Annotated in this window: 23 protein-coding genes; 15 read left to right on the forward strand and 8 right to left on the reverse strand. The window is 60.6% G+C overall.

Translation table 11 applies throughout. The annotated features are described in order from the left end of the window. Positions 1–81: 81 nt before the first annotated feature. Positions 82–1,233: a porin gene (locus tag R6254_RS16495; RefSeq protein WP_318408404.1), complete on the reverse strand. Its 1,152-nt coding sequence runs from the start codon at positions 1,231–1,233 to the stop codon at positions 82–84. A gap of 292 nt (positions 1,234–1,525) precedes the next feature. Here R6254_RS16495 and R6254_RS16500 point away from each other — a divergent pair, with 292 nt between their 5' ends. Both R6254_RS16500 and coq7 read left to right on the forward strand, forming a co-directional pair. After that, on the forward strand, positions 1,526–1,825 hold the full coding sequence (locus R6254_RS16500) for a type II toxin-antitoxin system Phd/YefM family antitoxin (protein WP_318408405.1): 300 nt from the start codon (positions 1,526–1,528) through the stop codon (positions 1,823–1,825). A gap of 4 nt (positions 1,826–1,829) precedes the next feature. Continuing rightward, a complete protein-coding gene (gene coq7, locus R6254_RS16505) occupies positions 1,830–2,447 on the forward strand; it encodes a 2-polyprenyl-3-methyl-6-methoxy-1,4-benzoquinone monooxygenase (protein WP_318408406.1) in 618 nt (205 codons plus the stop codon). A 67-nt stretch (positions 2,448–2,514) separates the two neighbouring features. On the opposite strand, the gene R6254_RS16510 is transcribed toward coq7, so the two are convergent. Next, the gene (locus tag R6254_RS16510; protein ID WP_318408407.1) at positions 2,515–2,985 is read right to left on the reverse strand and encodes an OsmC family protein; all 471 of its coding nucleotides are present in this window, start codon (positions 2,983–2,985) and stop codon (positions 2,515–2,517) included. On the opposite strand from R6254_RS16510, the gene R6254_RS16515 reads away from it, so the two are divergent. Then, positions 2,915–3,148, forward strand: a complete 234-nt coding sequence (locus R6254_RS16515; protein WP_318408571.1) for a hypothetical protein — start codon at positions 2,915–2,917, stop codon at positions 3,146–3,148. The genes R6254_RS16510 and R6254_RS16515 overlap by 71 nt on opposite strands. Before the next feature lie 98 nt (positions 3,149–3,246). On the opposite strand, the gene R6254_RS16520 is transcribed toward R6254_RS16515, so the two are convergent. After that, positions 3,247–4,398 (reverse strand): hypothetical protein, encoded by a 1,152-nt coding sequence (locus tag R6254_RS16520; RefSeq protein WP_318408409.1) that lies wholly within the window; start codon positions 4,396–4,398, stop codon positions 3,247–3,249. A 123-nt stretch (positions 4,399–4,521) separates the two neighbouring features. Between R6254_RS16520 and R6254_RS16525 the strand changes: the two genes are divergently transcribed. From R6254_RS16525 to R6254_RS16565, 9 genes are all read left to right on the forward strand, one after another. Continuing rightward, positions 4,522–5,706 carry a porin gene (locus R6254_RS16525; RefSeq protein ID WP_318408410.1) on the forward strand — a complete coding sequence of 395 codons (1,185 nt, stop codon included), beginning with the start codon at positions 4,522–4,524 and terminating at the stop codon, positions 5,704–5,706. Between the two features lie 505 nt (positions 5,707–6,211). Then, on the forward strand, positions 6,212–7,354 hold the full coding sequence (locus tag R6254_RS16530; RefSeq protein ID WP_318408411.1) for a porin: 1,143 nt from the start codon (positions 6,212–6,214) through the stop codon (positions 7,352–7,354). Between the two features lie 272 nt (positions 7,355–7,626). Continuing rightward, positions 7,627–9,006: a porin gene (locus R6254_RS16535; protein WP_318408412.1), complete on the forward strand. Its 1,380-nt coding sequence runs from the start codon at positions 7,627–7,629 to the stop codon at positions 9,004–9,006. A gap of 249 nt (positions 9,007–9,255) precedes the next feature. After that, positions 9,256–10,845, forward strand: coding sequence for a threonine ammonia-lyase, biosynthetic (gene ilvA / locus R6254_RS16540; RefSeq protein ID WP_318408414.1), 1,590 nt, complete (start codon positions 9,256–9,258; stop codon positions 10,843–10,845). A gap of 10 nt (positions 10,846–10,855) precedes the next feature. Then, complete coding sequence (locus R6254_RS16545) at positions 10,856–11,089, forward strand: cysteine-rich CWC family protein (protein ID WP_318408416.1); 234 nt, start codon at positions 10,856–10,858, stop codon at positions 11,087–11,089. Continuing rightward, positions 11,058–12,116 carry a nicotinate-nucleotide--dimethylbenzimidazole phosphoribosyltransferase gene (gene cobT, locus R6254_RS16550; protein ID WP_318408417.1) on the forward strand — a complete coding sequence of 353 codons (1,059 nt, stop codon included), beginning with the start codon at positions 11,058–11,060 and terminating at the stop codon, positions 12,114–12,116. The genes R6254_RS16545 and cobT overlap by 32 nt, the downstream gene beginning before the upstream one ends. After that, a complete protein-coding gene (locus R6254_RS16555) occupies positions 12,113–12,955 on the forward strand; it encodes an adenosylcobinamide-GDP ribazoletransferase (RefSeq protein WP_318408419.1) in 843 nt (280 codons plus the stop codon). The genes cobT and R6254_RS16555 overlap by 4 nt, the downstream gene beginning before the upstream one ends. Before the next feature lie 118 nt (positions 12,956–13,073). Continuing rightward, complete coding sequence (locus R6254_RS16560) at positions 13,074–13,673, forward strand: histidine phosphatase family protein (protein WP_318408420.1); 600 nt, start codon at positions 13,074–13,076, stop codon at positions 13,671–13,673. A gap of 4 nt (positions 13,674–13,677) precedes the next feature. Then, on the forward strand, positions 13,678–14,571 hold the full coding sequence (locus tag R6254_RS16565; protein WP_318408423.1) for a 5'-nucleotidase: 894 nt from the start codon (positions 13,678–13,680) through the stop codon (positions 14,569–14,571). A gap of 4 nt (positions 14,572–14,575) precedes the next feature. Here the strand turns inward: R6254_RS16565 and R6254_RS16570 are convergent, their stop codons facing one another. Further along, positions 14,576–15,388: a crotonase/enoyl-CoA hydratase family protein gene (locus tag R6254_RS16570; RefSeq protein ID WP_318408424.1), complete on the reverse strand. Its 813-nt coding sequence runs from the start codon at positions 15,386–15,388 to the stop codon at positions 14,576–14,578. Between the two features lie 97 nt (positions 15,389–15,485). On the opposite strand from R6254_RS16570, the gene R6254_RS16575 reads away from it, so the two are divergent. Beyond that, positions 15,486–17,297, forward strand: coding sequence for an ABC transporter ATP-binding protein/permease (locus R6254_RS16575; protein ID WP_318408426.1), 1,812 nt, complete (start codon positions 15,486–15,488; stop codon positions 17,295–17,297). A 32-nt stretch (positions 17,298–17,329) separates the two neighbouring features. On the opposite strand, the gene queC is transcribed toward R6254_RS16575, so the two are convergent. Both queC and R6254_RS16585 read right to left on the reverse strand, forming a co-directional pair. Further along, positions 17,330–18,037, reverse strand: coding sequence for a 7-cyano-7-deazaguanine synthase QueC (queC, locus tag R6254_RS16580; RefSeq protein ID WP_318408428.1), 708 nt, complete (start codon positions 18,035–18,037; stop codon positions 17,330–17,332). Positions 18,038–18,106: 69 nt separating this feature from the next. Beyond that, positions 18,107–19,399 carry a D-amino acid dehydrogenase gene (locus tag R6254_RS16585; protein WP_318408430.1) on the reverse strand — a complete coding sequence of 431 codons (1,293 nt, stop codon included), beginning with the start codon at positions 19,397–19,399 and terminating at the stop codon, positions 18,107–18,109. A 195-nt stretch (positions 19,400–19,594) separates the two neighbouring features. On the opposite strand from R6254_RS16585, the gene R6254_RS16590 reads away from it, so the two are divergent. Continuing rightward, the gene (locus R6254_RS16590) at positions 19,595–20,071 is read left to right on the forward strand and encodes an FKBP-type peptidyl-prolyl cis-trans isomerase (protein WP_318408432.1); all 477 of its coding nucleotides are present in this window, start codon (positions 19,595–19,597) and stop codon (positions 20,069–20,071) included. A gap of 21 nt (positions 20,072–20,092) precedes the next feature. Here R6254_RS16590 and R6254_RS16595 read toward each other — a convergent pair whose 3' ends face one another. Both R6254_RS16595 and R6254_RS16600 read right to left on the reverse strand, forming a co-directional pair. Then, complete coding sequence (locus R6254_RS16595) at positions 20,093–20,998, reverse strand: LysR substrate-binding domain-containing protein (RefSeq protein ID WP_318408434.1); 906 nt, start codon at positions 20,996–20,998, stop codon at positions 20,093–20,095. 73 nt (positions 20,999–21,071) lie between these two features. Next, a complete protein-coding gene (locus R6254_RS16600; protein WP_318408435.1) occupies positions 21,072–21,866 on the reverse strand; it encodes a crotonase/enoyl-CoA hydratase family protein in 795 nt (264 codons plus the stop codon). 321 nt (positions 21,867–22,187) lie between these two features. Between R6254_RS16600 and R6254_RS16605 the strand changes: the two genes are divergently transcribed. Next, positions 22,188–23,387: an acyl-CoA dehydrogenase family protein gene (locus R6254_RS16605; protein ID WP_318408437.1), complete on the forward strand. Its 1,200-nt coding sequence runs from the start codon at positions 22,188–22,190 to the stop codon at positions 23,385–23,387. Positions 23,388–23,392 lie beyond the last annotated feature (5 nt).

Raw genomic sequence — 23,392 nt, forward strand, 5'->3', positions numbered from 1 at the left:
TTAAAAGTAAAAAAGCCGCCAAGTCGTGAAACTTGACGGCTTTGAGCTTTGAATCTCAAGCTGGCTTAAGCCAGCGAGGGATTAGAAAGCGTGGCGAACGCCCAGGTACAGCTGGCTGGCATCCTGGCCTTTAGCATTGGCAGGTGTGCCGTTCAGGGAAGCCTGGGTGTACAGCGCGTAGTTGGCGCCTGCCTTGTTGTTCAGACGAGCGTAAGACACGCCCACCGAAGTGCGCTTGGACAAAGCGTAGTCGTAGCCCAGGGAGATCAGCGAAGAGCCGGTGTCCTTGCTAGCAGCATCATTCAAAGCAACAGAACCAAATCCGGAAGCGCGGAGGTCACGAGCTTTGGTGTACGTGAACAGGAAAGTACCGGCACCCATTGGCACGGTCACAGGGATGGACCAGGCGTTACGCTTCAATTCCGTTTCGCCAGCATTCATGGCACCACCGATGAGCTTCGACTGGTCATATGTCAAACCAACCGTGGCGACGCCAAAGTCGTAATTACCAAACAGCGTGTAGGCTTTTTGGTCACCACGGGTAGCAGCAACGGTACGGTCTTCCGATTTGGCATTCCACACGGAGAACCCAGCCTTGATCGGGCCATTGCCGTAGTTCAAGCCAGCGTTGATTGCACGGCCTTTACCTGTATCGCCAGGCAGACCTTCAGGACCTTGCCAGTTCGTGCTGTAGTTCACCTGACCCTGGAAGCCAGAGAAGTTAGGTGTGGTGTAACGAATCACGTTGACCGAACGGCTGGCGTTGGCGATGGCGGTAGCTGCACCGGAGCCATTGACAAAACCGAGCAGTGCGCAGCTGGAAGCTTGCAGAGCGGTAGAACGTGCACCGTGCTGGTCAGAGCCCAGGCAGTAATGGGTGTCCATCTTGCCCAACTGGATCATGCCCAGGCCGCCGCTCAGGCCGACGAAGGTGTTACCACCAGCCAGGGGGCTGGAAGCTGGTGCGCCACCGTTGTCGTCAACGCGGAAACGGGTGTCGATCTGGAACACAGCTTTCAAGCCGCCGCCGAGGTCTTCGGTGCCGCCGATGATGAAGCGCGAAGAACCGTCAGCAACGCTCAGGCCGCTGCCGTTCGTGGTGCCGACTGGGCCGTTCGAGTATTTGGTCTGGGCAACGCCGCCCTTGATAATGCCGGACAAAGTCACGGTAGACTGAGCAAAGGCTGCGCCCATAACGGACAGTGTAGCCAGAGCAACTAGGGATTTTTTCATTGCGAGTTTCTCCAAGGTTAAACATAGGGCTCCAGGATTTTGGATCCCCGGGCCAACCTCCATTTAGGAAGTTGTATGTATTGCACCAGAGGCCGAAGGCTTTCGCAAAGGAATTAGCCTCTTAAATCCATTTCCGTTGCACCCCTGCAACACATGCCGGCAACCTGAAGGCGCACTGACCACCCACCCGTGCAGAGACAGTCTAACCAGCCGGAAATGTACTACAATTTGTACTACATTTCATACCATCTGGTGTGAGAAAAGTGCCGTTTCGGTCATAAAGCCTCGCCAAATGAAATACCAGCACATCTCCTTGCGGGAGGCCAACCAGAACTTTTCCCGGCTGATCGCCGCCGTTGAGCGTGGCGAGGCTTTTTGTATTACAAGGCGCGGCCACGAGGTAGCGCGGCTCACACCTTCACCAGCTTCGACCCTCGCGGACAAGGCGCAGGGTGGCGGAGCAGGACTCACCCTCAAGGCACCCAGCCTCATGGCAACACCGGGCACATCCCTGGACGAACGGGTTCAGCAGCTTGAGGCGCGGCTGGATAAACTGACCCCTGCACCACCCGCCACCGATACCAAGCAATAACACCATGGATGTCCTGCTCAATGCCGCCGATAGCGCCCTGCGCACCCTGTTTGCCAAACCGCACGCAGCGCGAAGCTGCCCCACCGTGCCCGGTCAAACAACCGAATTGAGCATCCCCGACAAGGCGCTGGCCGGGGCGCTGATGCGGGTCAACCACGTCGGCGAGGTCTGCGCCCAGGCACTCTACGCCTCGCAGGCCCTGAGCACACAAAACCCGGCTTTGCGCCAGCATTTCATAGCCGCCAGCAGGGAGGAAGGTGACCACCTGACTTGGACCCGAGAACGGCTGGACGAGCTGGGCGCCCAGCCTTCGTTGCTCAATCCGCTGTGGTACGCCGGTGCGTTTGGCTTGGGCTTGCTCGCCGGGCGGCTAGGCGACAGGATCAGCCTGGGTTTTGTGATGGAAACCGAGCGCCAGGTGGAAGCCCACTTAGCCAGCCACCTGGACCGCCTGCCGGAAGGTGACCACGCGTCACGCGCCATCGTGGCGCAGATGAAAGACGACGAAGCGCGCCATGCACAAGATGCGCAAGGCGCGGGGGCATTTGAATTGCCCCAGCCCGTCAAGGCCTTGATGCGGGCGTCGGCCAAAGTCATGACCGCGACCGCGCACTACATTTAAGTCGCTACTCTTTTAATAGCTGCTTGCGCTTACCACGCAAGGTTTAGAGCCATTTTCTCCTTAAGTTTTACGCTTCCAGCAGCTCAAAACTGGTGGTGATGTCTGCCGTTTTGCCGAGCATGATGGTGGCCGAGCAGTATTTGTCATGGCTCATCGCAATGGCACGCTCCACCACACTGGCCGCGATATCGTGCCCCGTCACCACAAAATGCATGTGGATTTTGGTGAAGACCTTGGGGTCGGTCTCGGCCCGCTCGGACGTGAGTTTGACCGTACAGCCGCGCACATCATGCCGGCCCCGCTTGAGAATCAGGACAACGTCATACGCCGTACAGCCGCCGGTGCCAGCCAGCACGGTTTCCATGGGCCGGGGCGCCAGGTTGGCGCCGCCATTTTCCGGTTTGGCGGCGTCAGGCGCGCCATCCATCTCCAGCGTGTGGCCGCTACCGGTCACAGCCAGAAACCCCATGGCCGAGCCTGAAGTCTTTGTGCTTGCGGCAGAAGTGCTCCCACCAGTCCAACTCACTGTGCATTCCATGAATCACCACCCCTTAAAACGAGAAATATTTGGGAAAAAAGCTAAAAATGTTTATTTTTCACGACAGATTATTGCTGCGCTGCAACACGTCTCCGTTATACTGAAATCATCGCACGAACATGCAAGTGTTTTCGTGCAATGGTTGTCTCCTCCATCCCTCTAAGGGTGGATTTATAGGCCCAGATCGCAAGGTCTGGGCCTTTTTTCATGTCCGCACGACTTTGCGGGGCGCTCGCCAGGCGCAACTCACCGTGATACCGCTTATTTTTGCCGCATGACACGCCGGCTTTGCAGCATGCCCACGTTCATTTCGCCTTCCAGCGTGGAGGCATAAAAATTCTCGATCATGTCGACCGAGGTGCGCGCGTTGCGGGCCAGGGTCAGCATGTCAATGCCCTGGCCATACAGCAGCCTGAAGGTAATGGCCGTGTGGCGCAGGCAATACAAGGTGCGTGCTTGCCCGCGGTTATCGGACAAGGCCAGCCCAGCCTCCCGCAAAATCCATTTGAGCCAGAAATTCATCACCGCCAGCACATGCTCGCGGTTCTTTTCCTTGGGTAAAAACAGGTAGTCGTCCGGCCCGGCATAACCATCACTCCGCGCCTTGGCCAGCAGGGATTCATAAATCCGGACCGCGGGCCGCAACGTGACTATCGGTTTATCATGTTTTTTGGTGGTTGGCAGGGTCAGCCGGAGGTACACCCGCTCGCCCCGGATGACTTCAATATGTTTGTGCTGCATCAGCTTGATGTCGCTGGGCCGCACAAAGCTGTTGACCATGAAGCCTATCAGCCAATACATGTCCTGCGGCATGATTCGGTACTTGGGGGTGACCCAGAAACGCTCCCGCCCGCTGACACTTTCCTTCACACAAGGAGCCAGCGCTCCCTGGCGCACCAGCTGTTTGGCAGTACGCAGCATTTGTTTGTACTGGCCCACGCTGAAGGTGGAGCGCGGCTGGTTCTGGATGGTGATTTTCGGTATTTCCGGGATTTCGGAGATCCATTTGCGGGACCAGGCCAGCTTGAGCACCTTGCGCACAATCACTAGGTGCTGGCTCATGGTGGTCGCCGAGCGTTCCAGTGCGGCCATGCGGTTGATCAGGGCCTGAAGCTGGTCGGCCTGTACCTCCCCAATCAGCACATGACCCAGCACCGGCAAGATGGTGGCATTCAGCCGACCTTTGACAATCGCCACCGATTCAGAGCTGTAGGCTCCGCGCAAGGCCCGGCTGGCCTCCAGCAACACCATTTTTTGCGCCACTTCGGCAAAGGTAAGGGGGGAGCTGGTGGGCGGGGCTATTTCAATCGGCGTGGCCGGGGACAGGCTGCGGCCAGGGTCTCCGCCACTTTCGTGCAGGCGGTGCAGCCAGTCGCGAGAAACCACATAAAACAGGGCTTTGTCATGCTCCATGACAGCCACAGGCCCGGAGCTTTTCACCAGCCCTGAAAGGCTGGCACTAGGGTTCCGCAACTCGGAAAGGCTGACAGTGTAGTTGGCGTGAATTTTTTGCACGATGCACAACATGTTGTCTTCATGAAAATCACCATTCATATGAGTTTGTCTCCAGCCGAAAGTTCTAATTTTTTGAAAGGAAAAGTAGCTGCTCTGGCTGCATTCGCCGCTGTTAGCGCCTTCGCCCAGTCTTCCGTGACCCTGTCCGGCACCATCAAGGGCGGTGTTGCCCAGACCAAATACTCGAACGGCCCAGCCGGCACCACCAACGGCAGCGGCCTGAGCGTTGCTGACGGTTCTTCGCGCTTCATCATTGGCGGCACCGAAGACCTCGGCGGCGGCCTGAAAGCCGTGTTCCAGATCGACACCCGTTTCCGCGTTGACGACAACGGAGCCGCGCCAACGTCCAGCCCCCTGGGCAGCGGCAACACCTTCCTCGGCCTGAGCGGCGGCCTCGGTACGATCCAGCTGGGCAAGATGGACACCCACTACTGCCTGGGCACTGACCAGCACGGTTCGCGCGCTACCGCACAGCAGGCTTCCAGCTGCGGCATCCTCGGTTTTGTCGGCAATGCAGGCGCGTCTATCGCCAATGCCAGCCGCTCGACCAACACGATCCGTTACACCACGCCTAACTTTTCCGGTTTCCAGGGCCAGTTGAACTACAGCACCAGCTTCAATGGTCCTGAAAGCCTGGGTACCGGCGGTACTTTGGGCGATGGCGGCAAAGGCCGTGCGGTCAATGCTGGCCTGAACTACGGCAATGGCCCGATCAAGGCCGGTCTGTCCATCTGGAACGCCAAATCGGAAAGCCGCATTGCTGGTGCCGTCCGTGGCGACCAAAAAGCCTACACGCTGTTTGGTAATTACGACTTTGGCGTCGCCACAGTTGGCCTGACCTATGACAACTCGGAAATCAACGGCGGCAATGTTGGCGCTGCTGATGCAAAAGCCAAGCGTACCGCTTGGTCCATCCCTGTGACCGTGCCAATGGGCGCAGGTACTTTCCTCGCTACCTACACCAAGGCCGGCGACATCAAGAACAACGGCACGACCGCTGCTGATACCGGCGCTTCGCTGTTCTCCGTCGGCTACGACTACGCTTTGTCCAAGCGTACGTCGGTGGGCGTGTCTTACGCTCGCCTGAACAACAAGGCCAAAGCTGGTTACGCGCTGTACACCCAGGCTTCCCTGAACGGCACGCCTAACAACGCGGTTGGCCAGGACGCCAGCCAGTTGTACATGGGCATTCGCCACGCTTTCTAATCCCTCGCTGGCTTAAGCCAGCTTGAGATTCAAAGCTCAAAGCCGCCAAGTCTCACGACTTGGCGGCTTTTTTATTTTTAGCGCCAACCCGAAGCCATTCAGTTGTCAGTGCGCCGCACTTGCGACTTGCCACTCTAGCCTTTTAAACACGCGTGACCAAAAGAGTATTCGCTCAGGCCTTGGAGCATTTAAGGAGAGGTTTGCACGATCAAACCAAGTGATGAAGCGCAAAACAGACTAGCTTGCGCGTGATTCATGAAATCCATCCAAAAAACCATATGCTTTATGACGCCGCCAAGACGTCCGTTCAGCAATCCCGCGAGAACCATCTCAGACCCCTAGCACAAAAAACCATCGCCCCACGGTGGCCTCAGGCAGGAAATTGAAATGAATTTGTCATAAAAGCCCCTCAACTGCTGGTGTAATTGGGCTGACTTTCGAAATGGAGGTCAGCCCAGGGGCAAAAGTCCTGGGTGTCATGTTTAACTTCAGAAAAACTCTCGTTATGAAAAAATCTCTCGTTGCCCTGGCTGCATTCGCAGCTGTTAGCGCCTTCGCCCAGTCTTCCGTGACCCTGTCCGGCACCATCAAGGGCGGCGTTGCCCAGACCAAATACTCGAACGGCCCAGCCGGCACGACCAATGGCAGCGGCCTGAGCGTTGCTGACGGTTCTTCGCGCTTCATCATTGGCGGCACCGAAGACCTCGGCGGCGGCCTGAAAGCCGTGTTCCAGATCGACACCCGTTTCCGCGTTGACGACAACGGCGCCGCCCCGACCAACAGCCCCCTGGGCAGCGGCAACACCTTCGTCGGCCTGAGCGGCGGCCTGGGCATGATCCAGTTGGGCAAGATGGACACCCATTACTGCCTGGGCTCTGACCAGCACAGCGCACGCGCTACCGCGATTCAGGCTTCCAGCTGCGCCCTGCTCGGTTTTGTCGGCAAGGCTGGTGCGTCTATCGCCAACGCCAGCCGCTCGACCAACACGATCCGTTACACCACGCCTAACTTTTCCGGCTTCCAGGGTCAGTTGAACTACAGCACCAGCTTCAACGGTCCTGAAGGCATCCCCGGCGACGCAGGCAAAGGCCGTGCGATCAACGCTGGCCTGAACTACGGCAATGGCCCGATCAAGGCTGGGTTCTCCGTGTGGAATGCCAAATCGGAAGACCGTACCGTTGCTGCTACCCGTGGTGACCAGAAAGCCTACACGCTGTTCGCTGATTACAACTTTGGCGTGGCCACGGTTGGTTTGACATACGACCAGTCGAAGCTCATCGGTGGTGCCATGAACGCTGGCGAAACGGAATTGAAGCGTAACGCCTGGTCCATCCCTGTGACCGTGCCAATGGGTGCCGGTACTTTCCTGTTCACGTACACCAAAGCTCGTGACCTCCGCGCTTCCGGATTTGGTTCTGTTGCTTTGAATGATGCTGCTAGCAAGGACACCGGCTCTTCGCTGATCTCCCTGGGCTACGACTACGCTTTGTCCAAGCGCACTTCGGTGGGCGTGTCTTACGCTCGTCTGAACAACAAGGCCAAGGCTGGTTACGCGCTGTACACCCAGGCTTCCCTGAACGGTACGCCTAACAACGCTGTTGGCCAGGACGCCAGCCAGCTGTACCTGGGCGTTCGCCACGCGTTCTAATCCCTCGCTGGCTTAAGCCAGCTTGAGATTCAAAGCTCAAAAGCCGTCAAGTTTTATGACTTGGCGGCTTTTTTGTTTTCGAAGCATTGTCAAAAACCACGCCCTCGATTCGGTGCGTTGCTCCTGCAAAGAATCTCGCCACTGTGCTGTTGTCAGTCTAGCTTTTCAATCAACTGCAGTCGATGACGTCGCGGCCTCAAGATGACTTGCATTGACAGGAAAAACCATGAAGCACTGAAAATAGCCATGTGTCGTGCTTGCAAGTCATGGGGATGAATGCCATCAAAAGGATTCACTCAATCGTTCATATGGCCATGAGCCGCCTTGGAGGCGTGCGCAAAAAAGCACCCACCTGTCAACGCTCAAAAGAATCTCAACTACAGCTGTCTCAGGAAGGCAACTGTCATGCATTTGTCATCAAAAAGTTCGCGCCCCTTTGCTCTAATTGGCACGTCTTTCGCAATGAAAGTCAGCCCAAGGATCACAAGTTCTGGGATGTCATGTTTAACTTTAGAGAAACCCTTGCAATGAAAAAATCCCTTATTGCGCTGGCTGCCTTTGCCGCTGTCAGCGCCTTCGCTCAATCTTCCGTCACCCTGTCCGGCATCATCAAAGGCGGCGTGGCACAGACCAAATACTCGAATGGCCCAGCCGGCACCACCAATGGCAGTGGGCTGAGCGTTGCTGACGGTTCTTCGCGTTTCATCATCGGCGGCACCGAAGACCTCGGCGGCGGCCTCAAAGCCGTGTTCCAGATCGACACCCGTTTCCGCGTGGACGACAATGGCGCGGCACCAACATCCAGCCCCATCGCTACTGGTAACACCTTCGTCGGTCTGAGCGGTGGCCTCGGCATGATCCAGCTCGGCAAGCTGGACACGCACTACTGCCTGGGCCAGGACTCGCACGGTTCACGTGCCACTGCCTTCCAAGCCAGCAGCTGCGCATTACTCGGCTATGTGAATGGTGGCTCCTCCGCTCAATCCATCGCCAACGCCAGCCGCGCCACCAACACGATTCGCTACACGACGCCGACCTTCTCCGGCTTCAAGGGCGAGCTGAACTACAGCACCGCCTTCAATGGTTCCGAAGGTGCTTTGGGTGATGCCGGCAAAGGTAAAGCTGTGTCTGCCAAACTGCTCTACGGCAATGGTCCGATCAAGGCTGGTTTCTCCGTGTGGGACGCCAAGTCGGAAAACCGCCTGGCAACGGCTACCCGTGCCGACCAAAAAGCCTACACGCTGTTTGGCGACTACAACTTTGGCGTGGCCACGGTTGGCCTGACCTATGACCAGTCGAAGCTGATTGGCGGCCTGATGACTGCTGCTGAATCGGAAACCAAGCGCAACGTGTGGTCCATCCCTGTGACCGTGCCAATGGGCGCAGGCACTTTCCTGTTCACCTACACCAAAGCCAGCGATATCAAGGTTAACGGTACGACCACGGCTGATTCCAGCGCTTCGCTGTGGTCCCTGGGCTACGATTACTCGCTGTCCAAGCGCACCTCGGTGGGTGTGTCTTACGCCAAGCTGAACAACAAGGCCAACGCCGGCTACGCGCTGTATGGCCAAGGTTCCGCCAATGGCACGCCGAACAACGCCGTTGGTCAGGATGCCAGCCAGCTGTACGTGGGTATTCGCCACGCCTTCTGATCCCAGGCTGGCGTAAGCCAGCTTTAGTTTTGTCTCCAAGGTTTTTAAAGCCACCTGTCCTCCGGACGGGTGGCTTTTTTTATGTCGGGCCCATCTGAAGAAAAGCGAGACAGTCCCCCCCCCTTTTTTAAAGTGACACGGTCAAACACATGTTTGCAGGCGACGGCATGCGCATCCAACGGCCGCCCGGACTGGCAAGCCTTGGAGGAAAGGGCGAAACCCTACAATGACCCAGCGAAAGAGCGAACCATGACATCCACTCCCCCAAAAAGCCCCTCGTCCAAGGCAGCCGACCTCAGCCCGGCCGACTACCTCAAGAAAATTCTGACCGCCCGCGTGTATGACGTGGCCGTGGAATCGGCGTTGGAACCCGCGAAAAACCTGAGCAAGCGTGTGCACAACACCGTCTTGCTCAAGCGCGAAGACCAGCAGCCGGTATTCAGCTTCAAGCTGCGCGGCGCCTACAACAAGATGGCGCATCTGAGCCCAGCCCAGCTCAAGAAGGGCGTGATTTGCGCCTCGGCCGGCAACCATGCGCAAGGTGTGGCGCTGGGCGCTCACAAGCTGGGAACCCGCGCGGTGATCGTGATGCCGGTGACCACGCCACAGGTCAAGGTCGATGCGGTCAAGGCGCTGGGTGGCGAGGTGATTCTGCACGGCGACAGTTATTCGGACGCCCATGGGCATGCGGTCGCGCTGGAGAAAAAAAACGGCCTGACCTTTGTGCACCCGTTTGACGACCCGGACGTGATCGCCGGCCAGGGCACGATTGCCATGGAAATCCTGCGGCAGATCCAGACCATAGGCAAAGGCTCGCTGGACGCGGTGTTTGTGGCCATAGGCGGCGGCGGCCTGATCTCCGGCGTGGCCAACTACATCAAGGCGGTGCGCCCCGAGGTCAAGGTCATTGGTGTGCAGATGAGCGACTCGAACGCGATGTTGCAGTCGGTGGGCGCCGGTAAACGGGTCACCCTGCCCGATGTTGGCCTGTTTGCCGACGGCACGGCCGTCAAGCTGGTCGGCGAAGAAACCTTTCGCATCGCCCGTGAACTGGTCGATGAATTCATCACTGTGGACACCGACGCCGTCTGTGCCGCCATCAAAGATGTGTTTATCGACACGCGCAGCATTGTTGAGCCCTCAGGCGCGATGAGTGTCGCCGCCATCAAACAATACGTCGCCACGCACAAAACCAAAGGCGAGACCTACGCGGCCATTTTGTGCGGCGCGAACATGAATTTTGACCGCCTGCGTTTTGTCGCCGAGCGCGCCGAAGTGGGCGAGGAACGTGAAGCACTGTTTGCCGTGACGATTCCCGAGGAGCGCGGCAGCTTCAGACGTTTTTGCGAGCTGATTGGCGAGTTGCCAGGTGGCCCGCGCAGCGTGACCGAGTTCAACTACCGCATCAGCGATGCAGCCCAAGCCCATGTGTTTGTCGGCCTGACCACCCACGGCAAGGGCGAAAGTAGCAAAATCGCCAACAACTTCAGCAAACACGGCTTCAAGTCGCTGGATTTGACGCATGACGACCTGGCCAAGGAACATATCCGCCACATGGTGGGTGGGCACACGGCGCTTTCCAAAGAGGAGCGTCTGCTGCGTTTTGTATTTCCCGAGCGGCCAGGCGCGCTGATGAAGTTTTTGTCGACCATGAAACCCGGCTGGAACATCTCCCTGTTCCACTACCGCAACCAGGGCGCGGACTATGGTCGCATCCTGGTCGGGTTGCAAGTGCCCAAGGCCGACAACAAGGCCTTCAAGACGTTTCTCGACACCCTGGGTTACCCACACGTCGAAGAAACCGACAACCCGGTTTACCGGCTTTTCCTGCAAGCTTAGGACTGCAACCATGGCCAGCCCCCTTGCTTCCTCCGTTTGCCCGGGATGCGGCACCGCCTTCCGCTGCGGCATGGCGGCCGGTGATGCCGAGTGCTGGTGCGTCAAGCTACCCCACGTGATGCCGGTGCCCGCCGCCAACGCCACACCCAGCCGCGACGCCGCAGCAGCTTCCTGCTATTGCCCCGTCTGCCTGCAACAAAAACTCATTGCCGATGCAACATCCCGCCTTCCTGCCCACGATTGAAGCCACAGCCAACGCCGCTTTGCAAGCCCGGCTGCAACACAAGATAGACCACAAGACCAAACCGCTGGGCGCCCTCGGTCAGCTCGAAACCCTGGCGCTGCAAATTGGTTTGATCCAGCGCAGCGAGACCCTGGCTTTCCAGTCGCCACAAATGGTGGTGTTTGCGGCCGACCACGGCATTGCCAGCGAAGGGGTGTCGGCCTTCCCGCAAGCCGTGACCGTGCAGATGGTGGGCAATATGCTGGCCGGCGGCGCCGCCATCAACGTGTTTGCCCGCCAGCATGACTTTGCGCTGCAGGTGGTGGACGCCGGCGTGGCGGCCGACCTGGCCGACCACCCGCAACTGCTAAAACGAAAAATCGCCCTGGGCACGCACAACCTCTGCGCAGGCCCGGCCATGTCGCCAGCGCAAGCCGAAGCGGCGCTGCAGGCCGGCATGGCCGTGGTGCAAAACCTGCCCGGCAACGTCGTGGCCTTCGGCGAAATGGGCATTGCCAACACCTCGGCAGCCGCCCTGCTGCTGGCCCGGCTGGCCGGCCTGTCGATCGCCGACGTGGTCGGGCGCGGCACCGGCCTGGACGATGTACAACTGAAGCACAAACAAGCCGTCTTGGCCCGCGCCCTGGCCCGCCATGCGGACGTGTACGAGCCCCTGCCCGTGCTGGCCGCGCTAGGCGGCTTTGAAATCGCCATGATGACAGGCGCCATGTTGCAGGCCGCCAGCGAACGCCGCGTGCTGCTGGTTGATGGTTTTATTGCTGGCGCGGCGGCCCTGGTGGCCCACGCCCTGGTGCCCGCAGCCAAGGATTACATGGTGTTTTGCCACCGCTCGGCCGAACGCGGCCACCATCTGCTGCTGACCCAGCTGCAGGCCAAGGCGCTGCTGGACCTGGACATGCGCCTGGGCGAAGGCACGGGTGCCTTGCTGGCGTGGCCGCTGCTGCAGTCGGCCGCGCTGTTCATGGCAGAAATGGCCAGCTTTGATTCGGCCGGGGTCAGTGGCAAAACCGGGGCAACACCGGCATGAGCCAGTTCCTGCGTCATTACCTGCTGGCCGTCCAGTTTTTCACCCGCATCCCGGTCACCGGCCGGCTGGCCAACTGGGTCGGTTACAGCCCGACGATGTTGCGCGCCAGTGCCGCGCATTTCCCCGGCATAGGCTGGCTGGTCGGTGCGGCGGCGGCGGGTGTTTATCTCTTGCTGCTGGCGCTGTTGCCGTCCACGGTGTTCACGCCGCTGGTGGCCGCCACCTTGTCCACCGTCACCTCGGTGTTGCTGACCGGCGCTTTTCATGAAGACGGCCTGGCCGACGTGGCCGACGGTCTGGGCGGCAGCCAGGACCCGCAACGAGCCCTGGAGATCATGAAAGACTCGCGCGTCGGCGCCTTTGGTGCGCTGGCCCTGGTGCTGGTGCTGGCCTGCAAACTGGCTTTGCTGGCCCTGTTGGGAGCCGCGGAAAGCGACCTGTCCGGCGCCGACGATGCCGAAGAACTGGTGGAGGGCTGGCTGGTGGCCGGCGCGCTGTTTGCCGCCCACGTGGTCTCGCGCGGCCTGCCGCTGCTGTTGATCCGCCTGCTGCCGCATGTGGGTGATGCCGCCAACTCCAAGTCCAAACCCCTGGCCGACCAGATCACGCTGCCCGCCCTGGGCGCCGCCTTTATATGGTGTTTTATGGCACTGGCCCTTGCCAGTTATGTGCTGGACGCTACAAGTTTGATAGTAGCCTGCAGCCTGTCCATGCTCGCCCTGCTGTGGATGGGCCGGCTGTTCTGGCACCGGCTGCAGGGTTTTACCGGTGACTGCCTGGGTGCGGCGCAACAGGTCTGCGAGATCGCGTTTTACCTAGGCCTGGCGGTGAGTTTGTAGACATGGCCCCCACGTTCGCATCACTGCGTGTAGCTCTCTGCCCCCCAAGGGGGCTCATTTTCCTTGGGGCGGCCCTGCGGAAAATGGCCGCCTCACGCGGCGTCATGCCGTTTCCGGCATGACACTCTGGCTGGTGCGGCACGCGCAAGTGCTGCTGGCGCCCGGCACCTGTTATGGCGCACTGGATGTGGCTGCCGACCCCGACGCCACCCGGCAATGCGCTGTAGCGCTGGCGGCGGTGCTGCCGCAGGGTACGGCCGTCCACACCTCGCCGCTACAAAGATGTGAGCAGCTTGCGCTGATGCTGCTTGGGCTACGGCCCGATTTGACACTTAAAACGGATCCTCGCCTGCAGGAAATGAACTTCGGCGCCTGGGAAGGCCGGCTCTGGGCCGAGCTCGGTCAGCCCGCGCTGGACGCCTGGACCGCCCGTTTTGCCGACCACGTGGTCGGCGGCCATGGTGAAACGGTGAGCGCCGTGATGGCGCGTGTGGCCGAGGCTTTTGACGAGCTGCCAGCCGCAACCGCCCCGCATGTGGTCTGGATCACCCACGCCGGTATCATCCGCGCCACCCAGCTGCTGGCCCAGGGCATACGGCGGGTGGTACGCGCCGACCAGTGGCCGCAGGAAGGTCTTGCCTGCGGACAATGGCGCACACTGGCGCTGGCGTCCACGGCGCCGGCGTTACAGTCAACGCACCCCAACGTAAACAGGTAAACCCATGGCAGCCAATCTGGACGGACAACTGGTGGTGGCGATTTCATCGCGCGCGCTGTTTGACCTTGAAGAAGAAAACCGCGTTTTCGAACAGGCCGACGACCGCGCCTACATGAAGCTGCAACTGGACCGGCTGGAACATCCCGCCAAACCCGGCGTGGCTTTTTCGCTGGTCAAGAAGCTGCTGGCCTTCAACACCGATGTCAAACGTGTGGAAGTGGTCATGTTGTCGCGCAACGACCCGGTCTCCGGCCTGCGTATTTTCCGTTCGGCCGAGGTCAACAAACTGCCGCTGGAGCGCGGTGTGTTTACCAAGGGCCGCGCGCCTTACGACTACCTGCGCTCATTGCAGGCCAACCTGTTTTTGTCGGCCAACCCGCAAGACGTGCGCGCCGCACTCAACGCCGGTTTTGCCGCCGCCACGGTGGCCACCCACGCGGTGCACGCCAAAAACACCTATCCCAACGAAGTGCGTATTGCTTTTGACGGCGATGCCGTGTTGTTTTCCGACCAGGCCGAACGCGTGTTCCAGAAAGACGGGCTGGATGCCTTTCAAAAACACGAACGCAAGCTGGCCGGCAAACCCCTGCCCCCCGGCCCCTTCATGCCCTTGCTGAAAGCGCTGCACCGGCTGCAGCAGGCCGGCACGCCGCATATACGTATACGCACGGCCCTGGTCACGGCACGCGGCCTGGCCACCGCTGACCGCGCGATACGCACCTTGATGGACTGGAACATCGAGGTCGACGAAGCCATGTTTCTGGGTGGTTTGGCGAAATCGGAATTTTTGCGCGAGTTCGAGCCCGACTTCTTCTTTGACGACCAGACCGGCCACGTGGACGCCGCCGCCCAACATGTGCCCGCCGGCCATGTGGCCAGCGGCGTGTCCAACCCCTGAGAGTCTATTTGCCCTGAAAGCGGGCCTGGCGTTTTTCAACGAAGGAGCGCACGCCTTCGGCGGCATCTTCGCTGCGCGACAGGCCTTGTTGCACCGCCATGAAATCCTGCATCGCCAGGGTGGCGCCATGCTCCACCGCCTTGAGCGCATTTTTGCGGGTGGCGACCACGGCCAGCGGCGCCTGCTCGGCGATCAGCCCGGCCATCCGCAGCGCTTCGTCCAGCACTTGCCCACGCGGCACCACCTTCTGCACAAAGTTCAGTCTCAAGGCTTCGGCGCTGCCAAACTCATCGCCCGTCAGCAAATGCAGCAAGGCATTGCCCAGGCCGGCCCGCTCGGCCATGCGCAAGGTGGCGCCGCCGGTGGCCATGATGCCGCGTTTGACCTCCAGTTGCGAAAACCGGCAGTCATCGGCCGCCACCACGATGTCGGCCGCCAGCATCAGCTCGATGCCCAGCGTGTAGGTGATGCCCTGTACCGCCACCACCATGGGTTTGCTGCGGCGGCGGTAACCTTCCATGCCCAGGTCCAGCGGATCGACCAGCCCCAGCGGCACGGCTTTTTCGCCGCGTTGCATCAGGGGCGCGATGGTAGGCAGGTCCAGGCCGGCGGTGAAGTGATCACCCAGCGCGTGCAACACCCCGACACGCAGCGCCGGGTCATCGTCCAGCCGGGTGTAGGCCTGGCCCAGCTCGCGAAACATCTTGGGCGTGAAGCCATTGCGTTTGGCCGGCCGGTTGATGGCGATCAGCAGCAGCGGGCCGCGCACCGTGCAGTCGATGCTGCCTTCGGGAGAAGGAGAGGTGGAGGTGTTCATGCGCTCATCCTAGCGGCATCCCCGGCCGCGCCGCTTCGCCCCGGCGACAGGCGCGGCACTACACTGGCTTTCATTTCCGCTTTCAAGGACGAGCCCCATGCCTTCGACGCCTCCCATCCCCGCCGCATCCGGCAAGTTCAGCGCCTTCAAAGAGTTTTGCGGTAAAGCCTGGGCGTTGACCGCGCCCTACTTCCGGTCCGAGGAAAAATGGAAGGCGCGCGGCCTGCTGCTGGCCATCGTGCTGCTCAACCTGGGCGCGGTCTACATGCTGGTGCTGCTCAATGAATGGAACCGCGTGTTTTACGATGCCGTGCAGGAGAAAAACCAGCCGGTGTTCTGGGTGCAGCTTGGGCGTTTCACCTACCTGGCGTTTGCCTTCATCATCATCGCGGTCTACCGCTCCTACCTGACGCAGCTGCTGCAAATCCGCTGGCGGGCCTGGATGACCGCGCACTACCTGCAGCGCTGGCTGGCCAACCATGCTTTCTACAAGATGGAGCTGGCGCGTTACGCCGAATCGGGCGGCCACCCGTCCACGCCCGACAACCCCGACCAGCGTCTCCAGGAGGACTTGAACCTGTTCACCGGCTATACCTTGTCGCTGAGCATGGGCCTGCTCAATGCGGTGGTCACGCTGCTGAGTTTTGTCGGCATTCTCTGGAGCTTGTCGGGTCCGTTTGCCTTCAGCTTGGGCGGCAGCAGCTTCAACATCCCCGGTTTCATGGTCTGGATGGCGGTGCTGTATTGCACGGTTGGCAGCATCATCACGCATTACATAGGCCGGCCGCAGATCAAGCTCAACTTCATGCAACAACGTTACGAGGCCGACTTTCGCCATCACTTGGTGCGCGTGCGCGAATACAGCGAATCGATTGCCCTGGACAAAGGCGAAGCCGTCGAACGCACGCAACTGGACACGCGTTTTTCCGCGGTGTTGGGCAACTACCTGAGCCTGATCAAAAAGCAGAAAAACCTGAGCTGGTTCACCAACTTTTTCGGCCAGGCCGCCGTGGTGTTTCCCTTCATCGTGGCCGCGCCGCGCTTTTTCAGCGGCGCCATCCAGCTCGGCCAGCTGATGCAGATCGCCTCGGCTTTCGGCCGGGTGCAGGACTCGCTGAGCTGGTTTGTCGACAACTACGCCAGCCTGGCCGCCTGGCGCGCCACGACCGACCGTTTGACCAGTTTTGAAGAGAGTTTTATGGCTCTAGCCCAATCCCAACGGGCGCAAGCAGCTATCAATACAGTAGCGACTGGCGACGCTGCCGCGGCGCTGGAGACGCAGGACCTGACCCTGGCGCTGCCGACCGGCACGGTCTTGCTGGCGAACGTCTCCCTGCACGCGGATGCCGGCGACAACGTGTTGCTGAAAGGCCCTTCAGGCAGCGGAAAATCGACGTTGTTCCGTGCCTTTGCCGGCATCTGGCCTTTCAGCCGCGGCCGCACCACCTTGCCGGGCAATACCATGTTTATTCCACAGCGCCCCTATTTCCCGGACGGCCGCTTGCGCGACGCGCTGGCCTACCCGCAGCCCGCCACGACCTACAGCGACGAAGCCTTGCGCCAGGCGCTGACCGACGCCCTGCTGCCGCAATTAACGGACCGGCTGGACGAGGAAGATGCCTGGAGCCAGAAGCTGTCGGGCGGCGAGCAGCAGCGCCTGGCGATCGCCCGCGTGTTTCTGAAAAACCCGACCTGGCTGTTTGCCGACGAAGCCACCAGCGCGCTCGATGAGGCGGCCGAAAAAACCCTGTACGAACGGCTGCTGGCCCGGGTCCAACAAGCCGGGGGCGCGATGGTGTCGATCGCGCACAGGCCTGCGGTCGCGGCTTTTCACGGCCGGCAGTGGGAAATGGAAAAACTGCCCGAGGGCTCAGCAGCGCTTTACCAGCTCAAGCAAACCCGCCTCTGAGCACCGCCCCATCACCGGCCAAAGCCCGTGAACTAGGGCTTGGGCAAAGCCGCCGAATAAACCGCGTGGCCGCGCGCACGCAGCTCGCAGGCCGGGCACTGGCCGCAGCCATAACCCCAGGCGTGGCGGTGTTCGCGGTCGCCCAGGTAGCAGGTGTGGGTGTGTTCCACAATCAGGTCCACCAGCGGCTGGCCGCCCAGCGCCTCGGCCAGTGCCCAGGTGGCGGCCTTGTCTATCCACATCAGCGGCGTTTCGATCAGAAACCGTTTGTCCATGCCCAGCGACAAGGCCAGTTGCATGGCTTTCATGGTGTCGTCGCGGCAATCGGGGTAGCCGGAGAAATCGGTCTCGCAGACACCGGTCACCAGCACCTGCAGGCCGCGCCGGTAGGCCAGCGCGGCGGCCAGGGTCAAAAACAGCAGGTTGCGCCCCGGCACAAAGGTGTTGGGCAAGCCCGAACTTTCCATCTTGAAGGCCATGTCGCGCGTCAGCGAGGTTTCGCTGACCTGACCCAACACCGACAGGTCCAGCAAATGGTCGTCCCCCAGCTTGGCCGCCCATTGCGGAAACTGCGACCGGATCTCGCGCAGCACATGCAAGCGCGCCTGCAGTTCCACGCTGTGCCGCTGGCCGTAATCAAAGGCCACGGTTTCCACACGTTCATATTTGGAGAGCGCCTGGGCCAGGCAGGTGGTGGAGTCCTGGCCCCCCGAAAACAGAACAAGGGCGGTGGTGTGCATGCGAAAGAAAACGTTGAAAAAAAGCCTATTGTGCCCCGCGTCCATACCGCGTGGGCGGCAGGGTGACCGTCAGGAAATGCCGAGGAACCTGAACGGCAGCGCGGGGCGTTGCCCGTCCAGCAGTTCGGCCATGGCTTTGCCCGATCCGGCCCCGTGGGTCCAGCCCAGGGTGCCATGGCCGGCATTCACCCAGAGTTTGTCCACCCGGGTTTTGCCGATGAAAGGAATGTTGGTCGGTGTCGCTGGCCTCAGGCCTGCCCAGAAATGCGGCTGCCCGCCCTGCGCCACCGATCGGGTGTCGCAAACGCCGGGCAAGACCTGTTCGATGCGGTCGGCCAGCATCTGGCAGCGGGCTTGGGCCAGCGGCGTCTTCAGCGACAGGTCGTAACCGGCCAATTCAATCGTGCCGGCCACACGCAGGTGGTCACCCAGGCGGCTGATCGCACACTTGACCTCATCATCGATGGTGCTGACCCAGGGCGCCCGTTCGGGCTTGAGCAGGCGAAAGGTGGCGCTGTAACCCTTGCCTGGATAAATCGGCAGGTCCACCCCGGCGGTTCGCAACAAGGGCGCGGTGTAGGAACCACAGGCAGCGACAAAAGCATCCGCCCCTTTGGATGCTGAAACACCGGTGTTGCGGTTTTTTATCTTGACCGAGGTCACGGCGTTTCCCGCGGACTCCAGCCGCAGGATGTCGTGTTCATACAAAAACTGCACACCCAATGTTTCGCACCGGCGCGCCAGCGCCTGCGTGAACACCCGGGCGTCGCCGCTTTCGTCGCTGGCCGTGTAGGTGGCGCCCACGATGTGGGCAGCGAAGGAGCTGTAGGCCGGCTCTATGGCCAGTAATTCCTCGCGGCTGATGACCTGGCGCTGCACACCAAATTTCTGCATCAATGCCGCCGCATCCGCCGCCGCGTCCAGCGATTGCTGGTCGGTGAAATAGTGCGCTATGCCGCGTTCCAGCCGGAGGTAATCGATACCGGTGACCGCCACAATGTCTTTCAAGGCCTCGTGGCTGTAGGCGCCCAGCGCCACAATCTGCGCCACATTGCGTTCAAAAGCAGCGTCATTGCATTGCCCCAGAAACTGCAGGCCCCAGCGCCACTGGCGCCAGTCCAGCTGGGGCCGGAACAACAAAGGTGCATCACGGCGAAACATCCATTTGAGCAGCTTGGCGGGCGCCTCCCGATTGGCCCAGGGCTCGCAATAACTGACGGATATCTGCGCGGCGTTGGCAAAACTGGTTTCGAGTGCTGCGCCGGGCTGGCGCTCGACCACCGTGACCGCATGCCCGCGATTGGCCAGGTGCCAGGCCGTGCTCACACCAATAATTCCGGCGCCCATGACGATGATTTTCATGCTCGGTAGTCTGTAGGAGACGGCCAAAAATGAACAGCTTTCTTTGAAAAATTAGCCAAAATGCCGAGCGGCCATCAAGGCTCTCCATCAGCATGGGCCCCACAAAACACGGTCCTTAACAGCCGAGTTCGCGGAGGTCGGCGTTTTGGCGCGAAAATGGCGGCCTGTCTCTCACACGCCCAACCCATCCCATTTATGAAAATCGAAAAAGACACTGCCGTCACCTTGCGTTACAAAGTGGCGGATGCCCAGGGCAAACTCTTGGACGAAAGCCGCGAACCCATGGTTTACCTGCATGGGGGGTATGGCAACACCTTGCCAAAAATTGAAGAAGCGCTGGAAGGCAAAATGCCGGGCTACCAGACCACGCTGGCGTTGCAGCCGGAAGACGCCTTCGGCCTGCGCGATGAAAACCTGGTGCAGACCATCCCCAAAAGCCAGTTCCCCCCAGGCGTGAAGGTCGGCGGGCAACTCGAAGGCCGGCGCGACGACGGCCAGCCCCAGGCTTTCACCGTGGTGAAAATCAAGGGCGACACCGTGCTGCTCGATGGCAACCACCCGATGGCGGGCAAAGCCTTGCGTTTTACCCTGTCAGTGACCGAGGTTCGTGCCGCCAGCGAAGAAGAAATTGCACACCGCCACGTGCATGGCGAACACGGCCACCACCACTGAGCCCTGACGGGCCCCGTTCCGCTAACGCCGCTTGTCCGGCACAAACTCGCGCGTGGCCAGCGCGCGAAACCGGGCGGCGGCCGGGCTCTCGGTCTCGGCCAGGTAGGCCAGCGCCAGCCCGATGGCTGCCGCCGGCGGCAGGTCCACCACGGGCCGGTAAACAATTTTGTCACTGACAAAACGCTGCATCACCGAGGGCACCAGGGCCACACCCAAGCCGCTTTCCACCAGCGCCAGCACGGTCTGAATCTGGATGGCTTGTTGGGTCACGCGGGGGATGAACCCGGCCTGCTGGCACGCGAGCATGGCCGTGCTGTGTAGACCGGAGGCATACGTGGGGGCGTACATGATGAAGGACTCACCCGCCATGTCCATGAGTTTAAGCAGCCCCTTGTCAGCCAGGGCGTTGCCGCGGGGCAGCGCTGCAATATATTCGTCGTGCTCCAGCTGGACCAGCGTGGCCCTGGAGGCCTGCAACAGCGGCACACGCACCAGGCCAATATCCAGGGCGTTGTCTTCCAGCTGCTGCATGATGTCCACCGAGGTGGCTTCACGCAGGATCAATTCAACGCCGGGGTATTCGGCACGAAACAGCGGCAGCAGTTTTTGCAGCATCCCATAGGTGGTCGAGCCGACAAAACCGATCTGCAAGGTTCCGCCGGTTCCCTCGATGGTGCTTTTCGCCGTTTCGCGAAGCTGGTTGCCGTGAAACAGCAGCCGCTTGGCTTCCACCAGCACGGCGCGCCCGCTGGCCGTCAGCGTGACCCCGGTGGATTCGCGGGCGAACAATTTGACGCCCAGCTCCGCTTCCAGCTTCTGAATCGAAACCGTCAGCGGCGGCTGCGCCATGTGCAGGCGTTCTGCCGCACGGCGGAAATTGAGCGTCTCGGCAAGGATGACGAAGTGGCGTATGCGTCGCAGGTCCATGGGTTTGGCGGTGTCGTTGCCACCAAGCATAACTGAGCGTCCCGCCGCCGCCAGGACCTTGCCTGCGCGCACCTCAGCCCTTGAAAACAGGGGTGCGTTTGGCCAGAAAGGCAGCGACAGCTTCCTTGTGGTCGTCCGTCTGATGCGACATCGCCTGAAAGGCCGAGGCCATTTCCAGCAGCGTGTCCAGGCGTGTGTGCATGGCTTCCCGCAGCAGCCGTTTGGTCAGGCGCACGGCATGTGGCGGGTTGGCCGCGATACGCAAGGCCAGCTCATTCGCCGTGGCCAGCAATTGATCGGCGGGCACCACACGCGACACCAGGCCCCAGCTCGCCGCCAGGTCCGGCCCGATGACCTCCCCCGTGAAGGACATCTCGGACGCCCGCGACATACCGATGATGCGGGGCAGCAGCCAGGCACCGCCGTCCCCCGGAATGATGCCCAGCTTGACAAAACTTTCGGCAAATTTGGCGTGTTCCGAGGCAATGCGGATATCACACATGCAGGCGACATCCAGGCCGGCGCCAATGGCGGCGCCATTGACCGCAGCGATGACCGGAACTTCGAGGTTGAACAAGGCCAACGGCAAGCGCTGGATGCCGGTGCGGTATTCCTGGCGAATCTGCATGCCGCTGACTTCGCCGGAGGCCTGCCGCTCCATATCGCGGATGTCGCCGCCGGAGGAGAAAGCCGTACCGGCGCCGGTCAGGATGACGGCGCGCACGCTGCGGTCGTTGTGAATGCGGTCTATCGCGGCCAGAAAGTCCGGCACGGCCGAATTGCCCGTCAGCGGATTGCGGCGTTCGGGTTCGTTCATGGTCAGCGTGACCACGTGGCCTTGCTGTTCGTACAAAAGAAAGTCGGACATGGGATGGGCCTCCTCAGGCTGTGTCATAGACCTCCAGCGTAGAGGGTTTACCGCGCTCAGTCCAATATCGTTAAATATAAATTTGATACCAAAACAGTATTGATAAGAAGCAGCCAGTTTTTTGCGAGATTACCCGTGTAAATCCAAATGTCGATACCGAAAAAATATTAACTACTGATGAATAAATATTGGACGGTATCGATTGCCGATCCTATTCTCGGCCTATCGGAATAGACAGTATCCCGTCGGCGGCGATCTGTCGGTCCAGGCCTCGTGATCCTGGGAAACCCACAACTCTTTGACTCCCGAGGGAATTTCTCCATGGACCTGCGTTACACCGAAGCAGAACAGCGTTTCCGCGAGGAAGTCCGCGCCTTCGTGCAAAACAATCTGCCCACCGACATTAGCGCCAAGGTACTCAACCATCAACGCGTGGAAAAAGACGATTACGTGCGCTGGCACCGCATTCTTCACTCTCGTGGCTGGGGCGCGCCGGCGTGGCCCGTGGAACACGGCGGCACCGGCTGGAGTCCCCTCCAGCGCCTCATTTTCGAGATCGAGTGTTACCGCGCCGGGGCGCCACGGCCCCTGCTCTTTGGCATCGCCATGATCGCCCCGGTGCTGATCAAATTCGGCAGCCCGGAACAAAAATCGCGCTTCCTGCCCCGCATTCCGGGGATAGAGGATTTTTGGTGTCAGGGTTATTCCGAACCGGGTGCCGGCTCCGACTTGGCCTCGCTCAAGACACGTGCGCTGCGGGATGGCGAGTGCTACATCGTGAACGGCCAGAAAATCTGGACAACGATGGCGCAGTGGGCGGACTGGATCTTCTGCTTGGTGCGCACCAATCCCGACGCCGCACGCGCTCAGGAAGGCATCTCGATGCTGCTCATTGACATGAAAACACCGGGTATCACGGTGCGTCCGATCACCACCCTGGACGGCGGCCAGGATGTCAACGAGGTCTGGTTCGAAAACGTCGCCGTTCCTGTGAAAAATCTCGTCGGCGAAGAAAACCACGGCTGGACCTACGCAAAATACCTGCTGGGTCACGAACGCACCGGCATCGTCGGCATCGGCCATTGCTACCGCGAATTGCGCCACCTCAAGCACTACGCCGCGCAAACCCTGGGCGACGACGGGCACCCGCTGATCGACAACCCGCGCACGCGCGACAAGATCGCGCGCGTCGAAATCGACCTCATGGCACTGGAAATGCTGCTCCTGCGCGTCGCCACCGAAGAGGCCGGCCGCGGTCCCGGCCCGGAAGCCTCGATCGTCAAACTGCGCGGCTCCGAACTGCAGCAGGAACTGGCGATGCTGCAAATGGAAATTGCCGGTCTCAACGCCTGGCCCTTCGAGCCGGAATGGATGGACGCCGGCACACCGCAGCCCGTGGCCGGCCCCGAGTGGGCCGCACTTGCCACCGCCACCTACTTCGACATGCGCAAAACCAGCATCTACGGCGGCGCCACTGAAGTACAGAAAAACATCATCTCCAAGATGATTCTTGGACTCTGAGGGAA

Origin of the sequence: Polaromonas potterensis, assembly GCF_033446725.1 — a bacterium.
Lineage (GTDB): Bacteria > Pseudomonadota > Gammaproteobacteria > Burkholderiales > Burkholderiaceae_C > Polaromonas.